14 protein-coding genes are annotated in these 17450 nt (G+C 72.2%); 6 read left to right on the top strand and 8 right to left on the bottom strand.

What is annotated here, in order from left to right; translation table 11 throughout:
* Window positions 1-53: 53 nt before the first annotated feature.
* A complete protein-coding gene (locus AB0L74_RS11175; protein WP_365648915.1) occupies window positions 54-1028 on the bottom strand; it encodes an ABC transporter ATP-binding protein in 975 nt (324 codons plus the stop codon).
* A 202-nt stretch (window positions 1029-1230) separates the two neighbouring features.
* Window positions 1231-2451, bottom strand: coding sequence for an NYN domain-containing protein (locus AB0L74_RS11170; RefSeq protein ID WP_365648743.1), 1221 nt, complete (start codon window positions 2449-2451; stop codon window positions 1231-1233).
* A gap of 222 nt (window positions 2452-2673) precedes the next feature.
* On the opposite strand from AB0L74_RS11170, the gene AB0L74_RS11165 reads away from it, so the two are divergent.
* Complete coding sequence (locus tag AB0L74_RS11165; RefSeq protein ID WP_365648740.1) at window positions 2674-2841, top strand: hypothetical protein; 168 nt, start codon at window positions 2674-2676, stop codon at window positions 2839-2841.
* Between the two features lie 123 nt (window positions 2842-2964).
* On the opposite strand, the gene dnaE is transcribed toward AB0L74_RS11165, so the two are convergent.
* Window positions 2965-6504: a DNA polymerase III subunit alpha gene (gene dnaE / locus AB0L74_RS11160; RefSeq protein WP_365648737.1), complete on the bottom strand. Its 3540-nt coding sequence runs from the start codon at window positions 6502-6504 to the stop codon at window positions 2965-2967.
* Window positions 6505-6757: 253 nt separating this feature from the next.
* Here dnaE and AB0L74_RS11155 point away from each other — a divergent pair, with 253 nt between their 5' ends.
* The 4 genes from AB0L74_RS11155 to AB0L74_RS11140 all read left to right on the top strand — a co-directional run bounded on the left by AB0L74_RS11155 (window position 6758) and on the right by AB0L74_RS11140 (window position 11607).
* On the top strand, window positions 6758-8107 hold the full coding sequence (locus tag AB0L74_RS11155) for a DUF2252 domain-containing protein (RefSeq protein WP_365648734.1): 1350 nt from the start codon (window positions 6758-6760) through the stop codon (window positions 8105-8107).
* A 67-nt stretch (window positions 8108-8174) separates the two neighbouring features.
* On the top strand, window positions 8175-8879 hold the full coding sequence (locus tag AB0L74_RS11150; RefSeq protein WP_365648731.1) for a hypothetical protein: 705 nt from the start codon (window positions 8175-8177) through the stop codon (window positions 8877-8879).
* 74 nt (window positions 8880-8953) lie between these two features.
* Window positions 8954-9799, top strand: coding sequence for a thioredoxin domain-containing protein (locus AB0L74_RS11145; RefSeq protein WP_365648728.1), 846 nt, complete (start codon window positions 8954-8956; stop codon window positions 9797-9799).
* A gap of 206 nt (window positions 9800-10005) precedes the next feature.
* On the top strand, window positions 10006-11607 hold the full coding sequence (locus tag AB0L74_RS11140; RefSeq protein WP_365648912.1) for an alkaline phosphatase D family protein: 1602 nt from the start codon (window positions 10006-10008) through the stop codon (window positions 11605-11607).
* Here AB0L74_RS11140 and AB0L74_RS11135 read toward each other — a convergent pair.
* Window positions 11592-12188, bottom strand: coding sequence for a dienelactone hydrolase family protein (locus tag AB0L74_RS11135; protein WP_365648725.1), 597 nt, complete (start codon window positions 12186-12188; stop codon window positions 11592-11594). The genes AB0L74_RS11140 and AB0L74_RS11135 overlap by 16 nt on opposite strands.
* Before the next feature lie 107 nt (window positions 12189-12295).
* On the opposite strand from AB0L74_RS11135, the gene AB0L74_RS11130 reads away from it, so the two are divergent.
* Window positions 12296-13414 (top strand): mechanosensitive ion channel domain-containing protein, encoded by a 1119-nt coding sequence (locus tag AB0L74_RS11130; protein ID WP_365648722.1) that lies wholly within the window; start codon window positions 12296-12298, stop codon window positions 13412-13414.
* A gap of 110 nt (window positions 13415-13524) precedes the next feature.
* On the opposite strand, the gene AB0L74_RS11125 is transcribed toward AB0L74_RS11130, so the two are convergent.
* From AB0L74_RS11125 to lspA, 4 genes are all read right to left on the bottom strand, one after another.
* Window positions 13525-15111 (bottom strand): Na+/H+ antiporter, encoded by a 1587-nt coding sequence (locus AB0L74_RS11125; protein ID WP_365648719.1) that lies wholly within the window; start codon window positions 15109-15111, stop codon window positions 13525-13527.
* A gap of 140 nt (window positions 15112-15251) precedes the next feature.
* On the bottom strand, window positions 15252-15722 hold the full coding sequence (locus AB0L74_RS11120; RefSeq protein WP_365648716.1) for a GNAT family N-acetyltransferase: 471 nt from the start codon (window positions 15720-15722) through the stop codon (window positions 15252-15254).
* Window positions 15719-16663, bottom strand: a complete 945-nt coding sequence (locus AB0L74_RS11115; protein WP_365648713.1) for an RluA family pseudouridine synthase — start codon at window positions 16661-16663, stop codon at window positions 15719-15721. Before AB0L74_RS11115 ends, AB0L74_RS11120 begins: the two co-directional genes overlap by 4 nt.
* 42 nt (window positions 16664-16705) lie before the next feature.
* Window positions 16706-17449 (bottom strand): signal peptidase II, encoded by a 744-nt coding sequence (gene lspA / locus AB0L74_RS11110; protein ID WP_365648710.1) that lies wholly within the window; start codon window positions 17447-17449, stop codon window positions 16706-16708.
* Window position 17450: the final 1 nt, after the last annotated feature.

Genomic DNA, 17450 nt, shown 5'->3' with positions numbered 1-17450 from the left:
GCTCCGGGTGACGTCGCCCCGGCCGGTGGGCGGGGCGGCGGCGGCCCGCGTGCTCACGCCTTCACCAGCCCCTGCCGGGCGGCGCCGCCCAGCGCCAGGTACACGTCCTCCAGGCTCGGGGTGGCGAGGGTGAAGTCGTCCAGGGCGGCGAAGGCGGCCCCGCCGGTGACGGTGGCGACGACCGTACGGGCCTCCTCGGGCGCGAGCCTGAGCGTCCAGCGGCGCCCGGACTCGGCGGCGCGGTCCCGCAGCGCGGCGACCTCGGGGACGTGGAGGGGGGCCGTCTCGCGCCACACCAGGTCGACGCGGACCTCGCCGGCGACCTGCTCCTTCAGCCCGGCAGGCGTGTCGCAGGCGATGACGCGGCCGCGGTCCAGGACCGCGACCCGGTCCAGGACGGTCTCGGCCTCGATGACGTTGTGGGTGACGAGCAGCACGGTGGTGCCGCGCTCGGCCCGGCGCCGGTCGACGGCGGCCCACACCGCCCGCCGCGCCACCGGGTCCATGCCGGTGGTCGGCTCGTCGAGGACGAGCAGCGGGCGCTCCCCCACCAGCGCGGCGGCGAAGCAGGCCAGGCGCCGCTGCCCGCCGGAGAGCCTCTTCAGCGGGCGCCCGGCGATCGGGGTGAGACCCAGCTCCTCCAGGACGGCGTCGCGCTCGTCGCGGGCCCGCCGGGCGTCCAGACCGCGCAGCCGCCCGGTGGTCTCGGCGGCCAGCGACACGGTCAGCTCGTCCAGGGCGGTGGACTCCTGCCCGAGGTAGGCGAGGATCCGCGAGGCCCGCTCCGGGTGCCGCACGATGTCGTGGCCGAGGATCCGCACGGTGCCGGCGTCGGGCCGCATCAGTCCGGTCAGCTGCCGCACCAGGGTGGACTTGCCGGCGCCGTTCGGGCCGAGCAGCCCGAAGATCTCGCCGCGCCGGATCTCCAGCCGGACGTCGTCGGTGGCCCGCACCTCGGGTGTCGCGGGGGTGCCGCGCCGGCCGCGCACGGCGGGGTAGGTCTTGGTCAGTCCGCGCACCGCGCACACGACATCAGCACGGTGCCGGTATGTCTGTGCCACGCGCGTACTCACAAAGCAGGAGCCTACGGGGTCGGCGTCCCGGCCACGCTCCCGGGTGGCCCCATAAGCGTCAACTCGGCGCAACCCTTCCCCTCCCGCGGCGGACGGCGGCCGGGCGCGGAAAGGCGCCGGGGCCGGACCGGCGGACGAGGCGGGGCGGGCGCGGCGCTCACTCCCCGGCCGGGGCGCGCTCCACCGCCGTCCGCTGGTCGATCTCCCGCCAGAACCCGGCCCGGATCGCGTACCGGTCGCGTTCGTCGATCTGGTCGTCCTTGTGGGCGAGCAGCCCGAAGCGGGCGGCGTAGCGCAGCAGCTCGCCGTCGACGCGGTGCGGGATGCGGGGGTACATGCCCGACAGCTTCTGCAGATGGCTCTGGTCGCCGAGGCGCTCCACCCAGCGGCGGGCGAAGACCTGCCCCACCTCGTAGGGGTCGCCGCCGACCGTGGTGATGTCCTCCTCGCGGTCGGCCCACCGCTGCTCGGCGGTGGTGAGCTGCGCGAGCGTCGGCATCGAGACGGCCTCGGGGGGCTCGGAGACCGGACGGTCGACCCACCCCTTGTCGGAGGACCAGCGCAGGGTGGCGGAGGCGGGATGCGGGGCGGCGGCGGGCTGGGGACCGGGGGCCCGCAGGGCGGCGAGGTCCTTGGGGGTGGGCACGCCCTTGGCGGCCGGTGCGCGCTCGGCGCCGCCGTTGCGCGCGGCGGTGGACGCCGTCGGGTGCGGCGGCTCCTCGGCGGACCGCTCCGCGGGGGCGGGCAGCGCGGACTCCGGCAGGGGTGCGGAGAGGATGGCGGCGATCTCCGGGCGGGGCGCGGGCGGCGGCGCGCACACGCCGGTGAGCTCCTTGGCGCGTACGGCCTTGGTGATCCAGGTACGGTCCAGTACGCGCCGCTCGTCGGCCTCGGCGACCAGGTCCTCGGACTGGTTGTAGTCGCCGTCGGCGGCCTGCACGGCCCACAGATGGACGGCGACGCCGTGCTCCTTGGCCGCCATCATGCCCGGCAGCAGATCGCCGTCGCCGGTCACCAGCACGATGTCGGAGCAGGCGCGGTTGCGGGCCAGCTCGGTCAGCTCGGCGTGCATGGCCGCGTCCACGCCCTTCTGCGCCCAGCGGCCGTCGCTGCGGGTCAGCGCGCCGAGCCGGACGGTGACCCGGGGCATCACGCGCAGCCGGCGGTGCTCGGGCTGCGGGACGCGGTCGGGGGCGCCGTCGAACCAGTAGATGCGCAGCAGGGGCTGCCGCGTGTCGGACTCGGCGCGTTCGCGCAGCCCCTGGATGAGGGCGGCGTGGTCGACGGTGATGCGGGACCGCGAGGGCTCACCGGCGAGGAGACTGGCGGCGGCCCCCAGCAGATACCCGGCGTCCACCAGGACGATGCAGCGGTCCACGCGATCCACCCTCTTTCCGGGAGGTTTGCTTCGGGCTTGCTTCGAGTCTGCCCGACCACGCCGGGGTTAACGGCCCGAACTCGATCATCGGCGTGGCGTTTCGGCGCTTCACCGACCGACGAGCCCTGTCACAGACGGTAATTGCCCGACATGCGTTCTTTGTACGCCTATGTGAATCTGGTCCCGGCCCTGGCCCCTAGATCCCCCACAGGAGGCATCACCATGGCCAAGAACAAGAACCGTGACCGTAAGCAGCCGCGGGCGGAGCGCGCCTCTCAGTCGTCCCAGACGGCCACGCTGGAGCCGCAGGACGAGCAGCGCACCTCGCAGGCGACGCCCGGCGAGATAACCGCCCGCAAGGGCAGGCAGAAGCGCTTCGGTCACAACTGAGTCCGGTAACCGGGTCGTGGCCGGCCGCTGCCGGCCCGCCCGCAAGACATGAGGGGCGCACCCGCCGCCGGGTGCGCCCCTCGTGTTTCCCGCGTCTTGTGCCTCCCGCGCTCCGGCGGCCGGCTAGCCGGCCAGGCAGGACGGGCCGAGCAGCACCTTCAAGTCGCCGAAGAGGGCCGGGTCGGGCTTGACCCGGTGCCGGTCCAGGCGCAGCACCGTCGTCTTCGTCGGGCCCTGGAGCTTGATCCGGACCTCGCTGTCGCCCTTGTGGTGGGTGAGGATCTCGCCGAGGCGGCTGACCATGGGCGGGGTGACGCGGGTGGCCGGGATGGTCAGGACGACGGGCGCGTTGGTGCCCGCGTTGGACAGGTCGGGGACCATCAGCTCCATCGCGACCAGCCGGGGCACGTCCTCGCGCTTGTCCAGGCGGCCCTTGACGAACACGACGGCGTCCTCGACGAGTTGGGTGGACACCAGCTGGTAGGTCGCCGGGAAGAACATGCACTCGATGGAGCCGGCGAGGTCCTCCACGGTGGCGATGGCCCAGGCGTTGCCCTGCTTGGTCATCTTGCGCTGGAGGCCGGAGATGATGCCGCCGATGGTGACCACCGCGCCGTCGCCGAAGTCGCCGCCGGTGAGCTGGGAGATGCCCGCGTCGGCCTTGTCGGACAGGATGTGCTCCAGGCCGAACAGCGGGTGGTCGGAGACGTACAGACCGAGCATCTCCCGCTCCTGGGCGAGCAGATAGGTCTTGTCCCACTCGTCGGCGGAGAACTCCACGTCCAGCCCGAAACCGGGCTCGCCGCTGTCCTCCTCGCCCATGCCGCCGAAGAGGTCGAACTGCCCCTCGGCCTCCTTGCGCTTGACCGCGACCACATTGTCGATCATGGGCTCGTACTGCGCCATGAGGCCCTTGCGGGTGTGGCCCATCGAGTCGAAGGCGCCGGCCTTGATCAGCGATTCGGTGGTGCGCTTGTTGCAGACGACCGCCTCGACCTTGTCGAGGTAGTCGGGGAAGGAGGTGTACTTCCCCTTGGCCTTGCGGCACCGGATGATCGACTCGACCACGTTGGTGCCGACGTTGCGCACCGCGGACAGGCCGAAGAGGATCACGTCGTCGCCCTGCGCGGCGAAGTTCGCCTCGGACTCGTTGACGTTGGGCGGGAGCACCTTGATGCCCATGCGGCGGCACTCGTTGAGGTAGACGGCCGACTTGTCCTTGTCGTCCTTGACGGAGGTGAGCAGCGCGGCCATGTACTCGGCGGGGTGGTTCGCCTTCAGGTACGCCGTCCAGTACGACACCAGGCCGTACGCGGCGGAGTGCGCCTTGTTGAACGCGTAGCCGGCGAAGGGGACCAGCACGTCCCACAGCGCCTGGATGGCCTCGTCGCTGTAGCCCTTCTTGCGGGCGCCCTCCTGGAAGAGGACGAAGTTCTTCGCCAGTTCCTCGGGCTTCTTCTTGCCCATGACGCGGCGGAGGATGTCGGCCTCGCCGAGCGAGTAGCCGGCGATGATCTGGGCGGCCTTCTGCACCTGCTCCTGGTAGACGATCAGGCCGTAGGTGACGTCCAGGACCTCCTTGAGCGGCTCCTCCAGCTCCGGGTGGATCGGCGTGATCTCCTGCTGGCCGTTCTTGCGCAGGGCGTAGTTGATGTGCGAGTTCATGCCCATCGGTCCCGGCCGGTACAGGGCCGAGACGGCGGAGATGTCCTCGAAGTTGTCGGGCTTCATCATGCGCAGCAGGGAGCGCATGGGGCCGCCGTCGAACTGGAAGACGCCGAGGGTGTCGCCGCGCTGGAGCAGTTCGAAGGTGGTCGGGTCGTCGAGCGGGAGGCTGAGGAGATCGATGTCGATCCCCTTGTTCGCCTTCACCATCTTGACGGCGTCGTCCATGATCGTGAGGTTGCGCAGGCCCAGGAAGTCCATCTTCAGCAGGCCGAGCGACTCGCAGCTCGGGTAGTCCCACTGCGTGATGGTGACGCCGTCGGTGTGCCTGACCCAGACCGGGACGTGGTCGACGATCGGCTCGCTGGACATGATCACGCCGGCGGCGTGCACGCCCATCTGCCGCACCAGGCCCTCGACGCCGCGCGCGGTGTCGATGACCTTCTTCACGTCCGGCTCGTTCTCGTACATCGAGCGGACCTCGCCCGCCTCCGTGTACCGGGGGTGGCTGGGGTCGGTGATGCCGGACAGCGGGATGCCCTTGCCGAGGACGTCGGCGGGCATGGCCTTGGTGATGCGGTCGCCCATCGCGTACGGGTAGCCCAGCACGCGCGCGGAGTCCTTGATCGCGTTCTTGGCCTTGATGGTGCCGTAGGTGCCGATCTGGGCGACCTTGTCGGCGCCGTACTTCTCGGTCACGTACCGGATCACCTCGGCGCGCCGGCGCTCGTCGAAGTCGATGTCGACATCGGGCATCGAGATGCGCTCGGGGTTGAGGAACCGCTCGAAGATCAGGCCGTGCGGGATCGGGTCGAGGTCGGTGATGCCGAGCGCGTAGGCGACGATCGAGCCGGCCGCGGAGCCGCGGCCGGGGCCGACGGCGATGCCCTGCTTCTTGGCCCACATGATGAAGTCGGCGACCACGAGGAAGTAGCCGGGGAAGCCCATCGAGATGATGACGTCCATCTCGTACTGGGCCTGCTTCATGCGGTCCTCGGGGATGCCGCCCGGGTAGCGGCGCTCCATGCCGCGGCGGACCTCCTCCTGGAACCAGGTGACCTCGGTGTAGCCCTCCGGGATGTCGAACTTCGGCATGAGGTCGCGCTTCTCGAACATGCCGGTGGTGTCGACCATCTCGGCGATCAGCCGCGTGTTGGCGCAGCCCTCCTGCCAGGCGTCGGAGGAGTCGATGGCGTACATCTCCTCCGTCGACTTCAGGTAGTAGCCGGTGCCGTCGAACTTGAAGCGGTCGGGGTCGGAGAGGTTCTTGCCGGTCTGGATGCACAGCAGGGCGTCGTGCGCCTGCGCCTCGTGCGCGTAGGTGTAGTGCGAGTCGTTGGTGACCAGCGGGGGGATGCCGAGCTTCTTGCCGATCTCCAGCAGGCCGTCGCGGACCCGGCGCTCGATCTCGATGCCGTGGTCCATCAGCTCCAGGAAGTAGCGGTCCTTGCCGAAGATGTCCTGGTAGTCGGCGGCCGCCTTCAGGGCCTCGTCGAAGTGGCCCAGGCGCAGCCGGGTCTGCACCTCGCCGGAGGGGCAGCCGGTGGAGGCGACGAGCCCGGTGGACCACTGGGCGATGGTCTCCTTGTCCATCCGGGGCCACTTCTGGAGCCAGCCCTCGGCGTAGGCGTCCGAGGAGAGGCGGAAGAGGTTGTGCAGGCCCGTGCTGTCGACCGCCCAGATGGTCTTGTGCGTGTAACCGCCGGAACCGGAGACGTCGTCCCGCTTCTGGTGCGGCTGGCCCCAGAGGATCTTGCGCTTGTTGCGGCGCGACTCCGGCGCGACATACGCCTCGATCCCGATGATCGGAGTGATCCCGGCCTTCTGCGCGGAGTGGAAGAAATCGTACGCACCGTGCAGGTTGCCGTGGTCGGACATGGCGATGTGCGTCATGCCCATCTCGTTGCACGCGTCGAACATGTCCTTCAGCCGCGCGGCACCGTCCAGCAGCGAGTACTGGGTGTGGACGTGCAGGTGCGTGAACGGCGGCTTCGACACGTGCGGCCTCCTGGGGAAACGCTGGGCGACAGGCTGCGGACAGTCTGGGGGTCAGCGTCGAAGTCTATGCCCCGGGACCGACAGCGGCGGGCTCACCCGCGTACCGTCGACACGGGGCGCCGGGCACTCGGACGGGCCGCCGGACGTTGGTCCGGGCGGGGCGTTCGCCGCCGCGCGCGCCGCAAGCCGCCGCGCACCTGCGAAAACGTCCGCCCCACAGGTCACGCACCACCGCACCAGGAGGCACCCAGCGATGCCGGTACCGCAGCTCGACGAGGAGCACCGCGGCGAGGAGATCCTCGCCGTCTTCGACACCGCCTTCGGCGAGCTCCTGGCCGCCGACCCGGCCGCGTTCCGGGTGAAGTTCCGGAAGATGGCGGCCTCCGCCTTCGCCTTCTACCGCGGCACGGCGTGCCTCTTCTACCACGACCTGGACCGGGAGGGCTCCGGGCGGGAGGGCGGCACGGCCGGTCACGGCCCGTACCTCGACGAACGCACCTCCCGGGTGTGGATCCACGGCGACCTGCACGCGGAGAACTTCGGCACGTACATGGACTCCACCGGCCGCCTGATCTTCAACGTCAACGACTTCGACGAGGCGTACGTCGGCCCCTTCACCTGGGATCTGAAGCGCTTCGCGGCCTCCGTCGCCCTGATCGGGTACGCCAAGGCGCTCAGCGACGAGCAGATCACCGAGCTGGTGGGGGTGTACGCGGGCGCGTACCGCGAGCGGATCCACGCCCTGGCGACCGGCGCCAAGAGCGACGAGGTGCCGCCGTTCACGCTGGACACGGCGTCGGGCCCGCTGCTGGACGCGCTGCGCGACGCCCGTGCGCTGACCCGCTTCGGGCTGCTGGAGTCGATGACGGAAATCCGCGACTTCGAACGCCGGTTCGCGCCGGGCGGCGGCTCCATCGAGCTGGACGCCGCCACCCGCTACAAGGTGCTGGCGGCCTTCGACGGTTATCTGGAGACGCTTCCGGAGTCGTCCCTGACCCGCCCGGACTCCTACCGGGTGAAGGACGTGGTCGGCCGCCGGGGCATCGGCATCGGGTCGGCCGGACTGCCGTCGTACAACATCCTGCTGGAGGGCAACAGCGACGCCCTGGAGAACGATGTGGTGATCTACATCAAGCAGGCCCAGACCCCGGCCGTCTCCCGGCACATCACCGACCCGGCGATCCGCGACTACTTCCGGCACGAGGGCCACCGCACGGTGATCTCCCAGCGCGCCCTCCAGGCCCACGCCGACCCGTGGCTGGGCTGGACCGAGCTGGACGGCGCGGGCCAGCTCGTCGCCGAGATCTCGCCGTACGCCGTCGACCTGGACTGGGGCGACATCGACGACCCGGAGGAGATCGCCGAGGTCGTCGCCGACCTGGGCCGGGCCACGGCCGCCATGCACGCGGCGGCGGACGACCAGTCCGGCGAGTCCCTGGTGCCGTTCTCCACGGAGCGGGCCATCGACGCGGCGATCGCCGCCGACGAGGAGGGCTTCGCCCCGCTGCTGATCGACTTCGCCCACGACTACGGCGCCCGCGCCCGCGCCGACCACCAGATCTTCGTCGACCTGTTCCGCAACGGCCGGATTCCGGGTCTGTAACCGTCGGCTCTCACAGCACCCCTTTAGGGGTCTCTTACCGGCCTCCGTGACAGACTCTCCTTTCGCTATGGACATATCCGGGACCCACCTCAGAGCCGTGCGCGCGGCGCTGTTCACGGCACTCGTCGTGATGCTCAGCACCGCGTCGCACGTGCTGCTGTCGCAGGTCCCGCTGCCGCTGAACACGGTGGCCGCGATCGCCGCCGCCGTGTTCGTCCCGGCCTACGCCCTGGCGGGCCGCGAGCGCTCCTTCGGGCGGATCGCGGCCCTGCTGATCCCCCTGGAGCTGGCCGCCGACACGGTCTTCACCACCGGCCAGCACCTGTGTTACGGCCGGGCGGGCGGCCCGGTCACCGGCCCGCTGCGCTCCGTCGGCCTGCATGTGCTGTGCGGCGACGGCACCGGCGTCGGCGCCGGTGTCGCCGCCCCGCTGACCCGGGTGACCGGCGCGGACACCGACCGGATCGCCGTCGCCCTCACCCACGCCGACGCCGCCACCGCCTGGCTGCTGCTCGGCGCCCACGTCGGCGTCGGCCTGCTCGCCGCGGCCTGGCTGCGCCGCGGCGAGCGAGCACTGGCCCAGCTGCTGCGGGCGGTGGCCGCGACCACGTTCCGGCCGCTGCTGCTGGCCGTGGCGGCGGTGACCGCGGGGCGGGCCCCGGCACCGCACCGGCCGGCGCGCCCGGCCCGGCGCACCGCCACCGCCCGTGACCGGATCCTCGCCCACTGCATGGGACGGCGCGGACCACCGTGCTCGGCCGCCTTCGCCTGAACCACCCGAGCACCAGCAGTCCCCCCAAGTCTTCCGCACACCCCCGTGTGCGCGTCCCCATGGAGATCACCACCATGAGCAAGCGGAACAGCCAGGCGGCGAAGATGGCGGCCCGTGAGCGCCTGCGCGAGGAGCGCGAGCGCCAGGCCAAGCGCGACAAGGCCAAGCGGCAGATCGTCGTCGCCGGCTCCATCGTCGCCGTCCTGGCGATAGCCGGCGGCATCGGCTACGCCGTCGTGCAGGCCAACAAGCCCTCGCACTGGGAGTCGGTCGCGGACGCCAAGGTCGTCGCCCCGGCCCACACCTCCGGCAAGGACGGTACGACCGTCACGGTCGGCAAGAGCGGCGCCAAGAAGACCCTCAAGATCTACGAGGACCCGCGCTGCCCGGTCTGCGCCGCCTTCGAGCAGGCCGTCGGCCCCACCGTCGACAAGGACGTCGAGGCCGGCAAGTACAAGCTCCAGTTCATCGGCGGCACGTTCCTCGACGGCGACACCGAGAAGGACGGCAAGTTCGAGACCGGCTCGCACGGCGAGGGCTCGAAGAACGCGATGAGCGCCCTGGGCGCCGCCCTGAACGTGAGCCCCGAGGCGTTCCTCGACTACAAGACCGCCCTGTACTCGGCCAAGTGGCACCCCTCGGAGAGCGACGACAAGTTCAAGGACGACGACTACCTCATCGAGATCGCCGACAGCGTCCCCGCCCTGAAGGGCAACGCGAAGTTCCGCGACGCCGTGGAGAAGGGGACGTACGACGCCTGGGCGGTGGCCATGTCCCAGACGTTCAACAACAACAAGGACGGCGTCACCGGCACGCCGAGCCTGGTGATGGACGGCAAGAAGCTCACCGGCGCCGGCGGCAACGCCCCCATGACGGCGGACGAGTTCAGCAAGGTGATCGACGCGGCCCTCAAGGCGTGAGCCTCCGGCCGGCGAACCGGCGCTGAAGAGCGGGCGAACTTCACGAGTTCGCCCGCTCTGTTTCGTACCGATCAGTAATCTGATCGCCCGTGACCAGTCGACACAGATCATCCGGCTCCGGCCGGCCGGCGTCCGCCGAGCGCGCCGACGCCCTCGTCCCGTCGCCCGCCGAGCCCGCCCGCCCCTCCGCCCCGAGCCGCCGCACGGTGGTCAAGGCCGCGACCGCCGGCGCGGTCCTCGCCGGGCCGCTCACCGCCGCCGTGCCGGCCGGCGCCGCGGCCGCCGCGCCCGCCTTCCTGCACGGGGTCGCCTCCGGCGACCCGCTGCCCGACGGCATCCTGCTGTGGACCCGGGTGACGCCCGTGCCCGAGGCCGTGCCGGGCTCCGGCGCCGGCCCGGACACGGAGGTGGAGTGGGTCCTCGCGCGGGACCGGGCCTTCACGGACATCGCCGCCAAGGGCTCCGTCACCGCGACCGCCGCCTCCGACCACACCGTCAAGGCGGACGTCCGCGGCCTGGAGCCCGCCACCGACTACTGGTTCCGCTTCTCCTCCGGCGCCGCCGTCTCCCCCTCCGCCCGCACCCGCACGGCCCCGGCGCCCGACGCGGCCGTCGCGGGCCTGCGCTTCGGTGTGGTGTCCTGCGCCAACTGGGAGGCCGGCCACTTCGCCGCCTACCGTCACCTCGCGGCCCGCGGCGACCTGGACGCCTGGCTGCACCTGGGCGACTACCTCTACGAGTACGGCACCGGGGAGTACGGCACCCGCGGCACCGTCGTCCGCCCGCACGCGCCCGCCCACGAGATCCGCACGCTCGCCGACTACCGCGTGCGGCACGGGCGCCACAAGACCGACCCCGACCTCCAGGCGCTGCACGCCGCCGCGCCGGTCATCGCGATATGGGACGACCACGAGTTCGCCGACAACGCCTGGTCGGGCGGGGCGGAGAACCACACCGAGGGCGCCGAGGGCGCCTGGTCCGCGCGTCAGGCCGCCGCCAAGCGGGCCTACTTCGAGTGGATGCCGGTCCGCCCGGCGATCGCCGGCACGACCTACCGCCGGCTGCGCTTCGGCAGACTCGCCGACCTCTCCCTGCTGGACCTGCGGTCCTTCCGCACGCGGCAGACCGGGATCGGCGACGGCGAGGCCGACGACCCGGACCGCACCCTCACCGGCCGCGCCCAGCTGGACTGGCTCAAGACCGGGCTGCGCACGTCCGACACCACCTGGCGGCTGGTCGGCAACTCGGTGATGATCGCGCCGTTCGCCATCGGCTCGCTCACCGCCGACCTGCTGCGCCCGCTCGCCGAGCTGCTCGGCCTGCCCCGGGAGGGCCTCGCCCTCAACCCCGACCAGTGGGACGGCTACACCGACGACCGCCGCGAACTCCTGGACCACCTGCGGACCCACGCCATCCGCAACACCGTCTTCCTGACCGGCGACATCCACATGGCGTGGGCCAACGACGTGCCCTACGACGCCGGGACCTACCCGCTGTCCGCCTCGGCCGCCACGGAGTTCGTCGTCACCTCGGTGACCTCCGACAACCTCGACGACCTCGTGAAGGTCCGCGAGGGCACGGTCTCCGCGGTCGCCGCGCCGCTGATCCGCGCCGCCAACCGGCATGTCCACTGGGTCGACACCGACCGCCACGGGTACGGCGTCCTGGACGTCACGGCCGAACGCGCGCAGATGGACTACTACGTCCTGTCCGACCGTACGCGGGCGGACGCCACCGCCACCTGGGCGCGTTCGTACCGCACCCGCAGCGGCACCCAGAAGGCCGAGCGGGTCTACGACCCGGTCTGAGGAGTCTCGTCCTCCAGGGAGGCGAGGAAGCCGAGCGCCACCCGCCAGGTGGCCTCGGCGGCCTCCTCGTCGTAGTCCGGCAGGGCGGGGTCGGTGTAGAGGTGTCCGGCCCCGGCGTACCGGTACACCTCCACGTCGGCTCCGGCCCGGCCCATCTGGAGATACCAGGCGCTCAGCCAGTCGTCCGGCTCGAACGGGTCCGGCTCCGCCACGTGCAGCTGGACCGGCAGCCCGTCCGCCGAGGCGTTCGGAGCGAGGTCGGAGGTGCCGTGCAGGAGCAGCAGCCCGCGCGCCTTGTCGTCGCCGAGGGCGAGGGTCTGGGCGATGGAGGCGCCCAGCGAGAACCCCGCGTAGACCAGTTGGCGCTCCGAGTAGGGAGCGGCGGCCAGCACGGCCCGCTTCAGCAGCTCGTCCTTGCCGGTCTCGTCCTGGAACGCCATGCCCTCCTCGGCCGTGTCGAACGTGCGTCCCTCGAAGAGGTCCGGCGTCCAGACCTGGTGCCCGGCGCCGCGCAGCCGGTCCGCGGCCGAGCGCACCGCGGGGGTGAGGCCATGGGACGAGTGAAAGAGCATGATGTTCATGAGGCCATGGTGCCAGCCGGGTCCGACAGCACCTGGCCGCGTCCCTACCCGCGAGTGCCGGGAAGTCACATGTTCGATCTCCCGCGTCGCCGGTTACGTTCGTGGGCATGGAGAACATACTCCGCCCGCTGATCGTGGTCGGCGGCTCGGTCGTCCTGACGCTCGTCATCGGCTGGGCCACCGACCTGCTGCTGCGCAAGGCCGACGAACGCAACCGCCACACGCCGCTGTGGGGACTGCTGCGCCGGGGCCGGATCCCCTACCAGCTCGTCCTGTGCACCGCGCTGCTGAGAGGGTCCTACGTCGAGGCGGGACTGTTCCCCTCGCACCGGACCGGTATCGGCCGGACGCTGACGCTGGTGCTGATCGGCTCGGCCGCCTGGCTGGTCATCAGGATCGCCTCGGCGATCGTGGAGACGTCCTACACGCGTTATGCCAACGCCCGGGCCGCGCGGGACCCCGCGCGGGTGCGGCGGGTGCGCACCCAGGTGTCGCTGATCATGCGGGTGGTCTCCGCGGTCGTCGGGGTGGTGGCGGGGGCCTCGATGCTGCTGACCTTCCCGGACATGCGCACGGCGGGCGCCTCCCTGCTCGCCTCCGCCGGTGTCCTCGGCATCGTCGCCGGCATCGCCGCCCAGTCGACGCTGGGCAACCTGTTCGCGGGGTTGCAGATCGCCTTCGGCGACATGGTGCGCATCGGCGACACGGTGGTGGTGGACGGCGAGTGGGGCACCGTCGAGGAGATCACGCTGACGTTCCTGACCGTGCGCACCTGGGACGAGCGCCGGATCACCATGCCGGTGTCGTACTTCACCTCGAAGCCGTTCGAGAACTGGTCGCGCGGCACGCCGCAGATGACGGGCATCGTCTACTGGCACCTGGACCACTGCGCGCCGCTGGACGCGATGCGCGACAAGCTCCGCGACATCCTGCGCGCGTGCCCCGCCTGGGACGGGCGCGCCTACGACCTGACGGTCACCGACAGCACGCCGACCACCATGCAGGTGCGGGCCCTGGTGACGGCGAAGGACGCGGACGACATCTGGACGGTCCGGGTCACGGTCCGCGAGCAGATCATCCGCTGGCTGGCCGAGGCGCACCCCTACGCCCTGCCCCGCGTCGCCGTCGGGGACGCGGTCCCGGCGCCGGGACACGACGGCCCGCGCCGGCCCGCGCCCGACGGGGCCGCGCGCCGTCTTCCCGAGCAGTCGCGGCACGGCCGCTGAGTCCCCGGGGCGGCCGCGGCACCCGGCCGCGCTCCCCGGCACGGCACGCCGGTCACCGCCCGCGCGCGGGCGCACCACCGCGGGCGTACGGGAGCGCGGGCGCGCCGGGGTCAGCGCAGGCTGCGGACGTCCAGATGCCGCAGCACCCGGTCCACGATCTCCGGATCGGCGCCGGGTTCGCTGCGCGCCGCGAGCACCTCGTGGCGCGCGGCGCTCAGCAGCTCGCCCTGGATCCGCCGGATCCGCTTCAGCCTCCGCACCCGCTGCTGCTGCGCCTCGCGCCGCTCCTCGTCCCCGATGTCTGGACTGATCCGCACCCCGATGTCGAAGGCGCGCCGCAGCATCTGCTCGGAGAGTTCCTCCGGCAGTTCCTCGACCGCCTCGATCTCCTTCAGCCGCCGCTTCGCCGCCCGCGCCGCCCGCAGCGCCAGCTCCTTCTCGAACGCCTTCTCCCGCTCGGTGTCGGCCCGTACTCCGAGCCGGCCCACCAGCCACGGCAGGGTGAGCCCCTGGACGAGCAGCGTCACCATGATCACCCCGAAGGCGATGAAGATGATCTCGTCGCGGTTGGGGAAGGGGCTGCCGTCGTCCGTCTTCAGCGGAATGGCCAGCGCCAGCGCGACCGAGGCCACCCCCCGCATCCCCGACCACCACATGACGACGGTCTCCCGCCAGCTCGTCGGGATGTCCTCGTCCTGGTCCCGCCGGGCGTGCAGCCGCTTGGTCAGCCAGGTCGCCGGCAGCAGCCACAGCAGCCGGACCAGGACGACGACGGCGACGACCGCGGCGGACCAGCCGAGCAGCTCGCCCCAGCGCCCGGACGCCGTGTGGATGGCGTTGTGCAGCTCCAGGCCGATGAGCCCGAAGGCGACCCCGGTGACGAGCGTGTCGACGACGTCCCACACGGTGTGCCCGGCCAGCCGGGTCAGCACGTCGTCGGCGTCGGCCGCGTACTCGGCGAGGAACATCGCCGCGGTGAGGACGGCGAGCACCCCGGAGCCGTGCAGTTCCTCGGCCAGGACGTAGCTGACGTACGGCACCAGCAGCGTCAGGCCGATCTGGAGGGTGGCGTCGCCCAGCAGGTCCAGCAGCTTGCTCGCGCCCCAGCCCAGGGCGAGGCCCACGGCGACGGCGACGACCGCGGACAGCACCAGGTCCAGGCCCGCCCGCCACGGTGAGAAGGTGCCGCCGACGGCGGCGGCGATGGCCACGTGGTACAGGACGATGGCCGTCACGTCGTTGAACAGGCCCTCGCCCTCCAGGATGGAGACGAGCCGGCGCGGCAGCCCCAGCTGTCCGGCCACGGCGGTCGCCGCCACCGGGTCGGGCGGCGCCACCAGCGCGCCCAGGGCGAAGGCGGCGGCGATCGGCAGCCCCGGCACGATCGCGTGGGCGGTCGCGGCCACGCAGGTCATCGTGAGGAAGACCAGCGCGACCGCGAGCAGGAAGATCGGCCGTTTGTTGGCCGCGAACTGCCGCCAGGAGGTGCGCCGCACGGCCGCGTACAGCAGGGGCGGCAGCAGCAGGGGCAGGATGAGGTCGGGCGGGATGTCGACGTTGGGGACGAAGTCGACCAGGGCCAGGACGATGCCGAGGACCGTCATCAGCACCGGTGCCGGCAGCCCGAGGCGGTCCCCGACCGGGACGCTCAGCAGGGCCCCGAGCAACAGCAGGAACAACAGGGCCAACTGATCCACGGTCAGCGCTCCGGCGATCTAGACGTTCACACGGCCGGCTTCAAGCCTGCCACGTCACCGCGCCGGCCAGCCCCTTCCGCCCGCCGAGTCCCGCGGCGCGCCGGGTGGGACGGATCACACCGGTTCCCGGACGCGGTGGGTCACAGGGCGCGCCGCATGGCGCGGTGCGGTATCCCGGCGTCCGGGAACTCGGGCCCGTACGCCGTGTAGCCGAGCCGCTCGTAGAAGCCCAGCGCGTGCGTCTGCGCGTGCAGGTCGACCGCCGTGAGCCCCCGCGCGCGGGCCGCCTCCTCGAGCGCCCGCACCAGCGCCGCCCCGACGCCCAGTCCGCGGGCGGCCCGGGTCACGGCGAGCCGGCCGAGGGAGCCGACGGCGGGCCCGTCGCCGGTCTTGGCCGCGGCGGCGTCGCCGTGTAGCAGCCGCCCGGTGCCGAGCGGCTCGCCGTCCTCGCGGACCGCCAGGACGTGGACCGCGCCGGCGTCGTAGGCGTCGTACTCGATGTCCTCGGGGACCTTCTGCTCGGCGACGAAGACCTCCTTGCGCACCGCGAAGCACGCCTGGAGGTCGGCGGGGTCCCCGGCGACGCGCACCGTGTACGGCCCGGCGCTCATGCCCAGGTCTCCTCGCGGACCTGGTCCAGGGCCATCTGGAGATCCTCCGGGTAGTCGCTGGTGAACTCGGCCCACTCTCCGCTGCCGGGGTGCTCGAAGCCGAGCCGTACGGCGTGCAGCCACTGGCGGGTCAGGCGCAGGCGCTTGGCGAGCGTCGGGTCGGCGCCGTAGGTCAGGTCGCCGACGCAGGGGTGCCGGTGGGCGGCCATGTGGACGCGGATCTGGTGGGTGCGTCCCGTCTCCAGCTTCACGTCGAGCAGGGAGGCCGCCCGGAACGCCTCGATCAGGTCGTAGTGCGTGACGGACGGCTTGCCGTCGGCGGTGACCGCCCACTTGTAGTCGTGCTGCGGGTGGCGGCCGATGGGGGCGTCGATGGTGCCGCTGGTCGGGTCGGGATGGCCCTGGACGAGCGTGTGGTAGCGCTTGTCGACCGTGCGCTCCTTGAACTGGCGCTTGAGCGAGGTGTAGGCGCGCTCCGACTTGGCGACCACCATCAGGCCGGAGGTGCCCACGTCGAGGCGGTGCACGATGCCCTGGCGCTCGGCGGCGCCGGAGGTGGAGACGCGGTAGCCGGCCGCGGCGAGCCCGCCGATGACCGTGGGGCCGGTCCAGCCGGGCGACGGGTGGGCGGCGACCCCGACCGGCTTGACGATCACGACCACGTCGTCGTCGTCGTGCACGATCTCCATGCCCTCGACCGGCTCGGCGACCACCTGCACGGGCGCGGGCGCCTGCGGCATCTCGACCTCCAGCCAGGCCCCGCCGCGCACCCGCTCCGACTTGCCGACCACCGACCCGTCGACCGTGACCTTCCCCGCCGCCGCCAGCTCGGCGGCCTTGGTACGGGAGAAGCCGAACATGCGGGAGATGGCGGCGTCGACGCGCTCGCCCTCCAGGCCGTCGGGCACGGGCAGGGTACGGATCTCGGGAATCGTGCTCACCCGTCGAGTATGCCGGACGGGTCCGACAGCCCCGTACGGCGCTCAGTCCTTGTGGACGGTCCCGTCCGGGTCGAGCCCCCGGAACGACAGCAGCACGATCAGGATGCCGCCGCACACGATCGCCGAGTCGGCGAGGTTGAAGACGGCGAAGTGCTTGGGCGCGATGAAGTCCACGACCGCGCCCTCGAAGACGCCGGGCGAGCGGAAGATCCGGTCGGTCAGGTTGCCCAGCGCCCCGCCGAGCAGCAGGCCGAGCGCGATCGCCCACGGCAGGCTGTAGAGCTTGCGGGCCAGCCGGGCGATCACCACGATGACCACCGCCGCGATCACCGTGAAGATCACGGTGAAGGCCTCGCCGAAGCCGAAGGCCGCGCCCGCGTTGCGGATCGCCTCGAACCTCAGCCAGTCCCCGACGATCTCGATGGGTTCGTGGTGCTCCAGCTTGGCGACCACGATCATCTTGCTGATCAGGTCGAGGGCGTAGGCGAACGCGGCGACGGCGAACAGCACGGCGATCCGGCGCTTGCCCCGGGGACCGCCGGCCGCGCCGCCCCCGGCCTCGCCGGCTCGGGACTCCGGCTCCGCCGGGCGGCCCGCCTCGGACCCGGCCGCCTCATCGGCGCCGCCGGCGCCCTCGGTACCGGCGGCGGGCCCGCCGGCCGGGGTCCGCTCCGTCCCGGCACCGGACCGCTCGCCCGGCGCGGCCGCCTCGTCCGGCCGCTCCCGCCCGGCCCGCGACCCGTCCGGGATGTCCGGCGTACCGATGATGCGCTCCGCCTCTGCCACG

This window comes from Streptomyces sp. NPDC052020, from assembly GCF_040680575.1.
In the GTDB taxonomy this organism is placed as follows: domain Bacteria; phylum Actinomycetota; class Actinomycetes; order Streptomycetales; family Streptomycetaceae; genus Streptomyces.
This window is presented reverse-complemented; position numbering and strand designations above follow the sequence as displayed.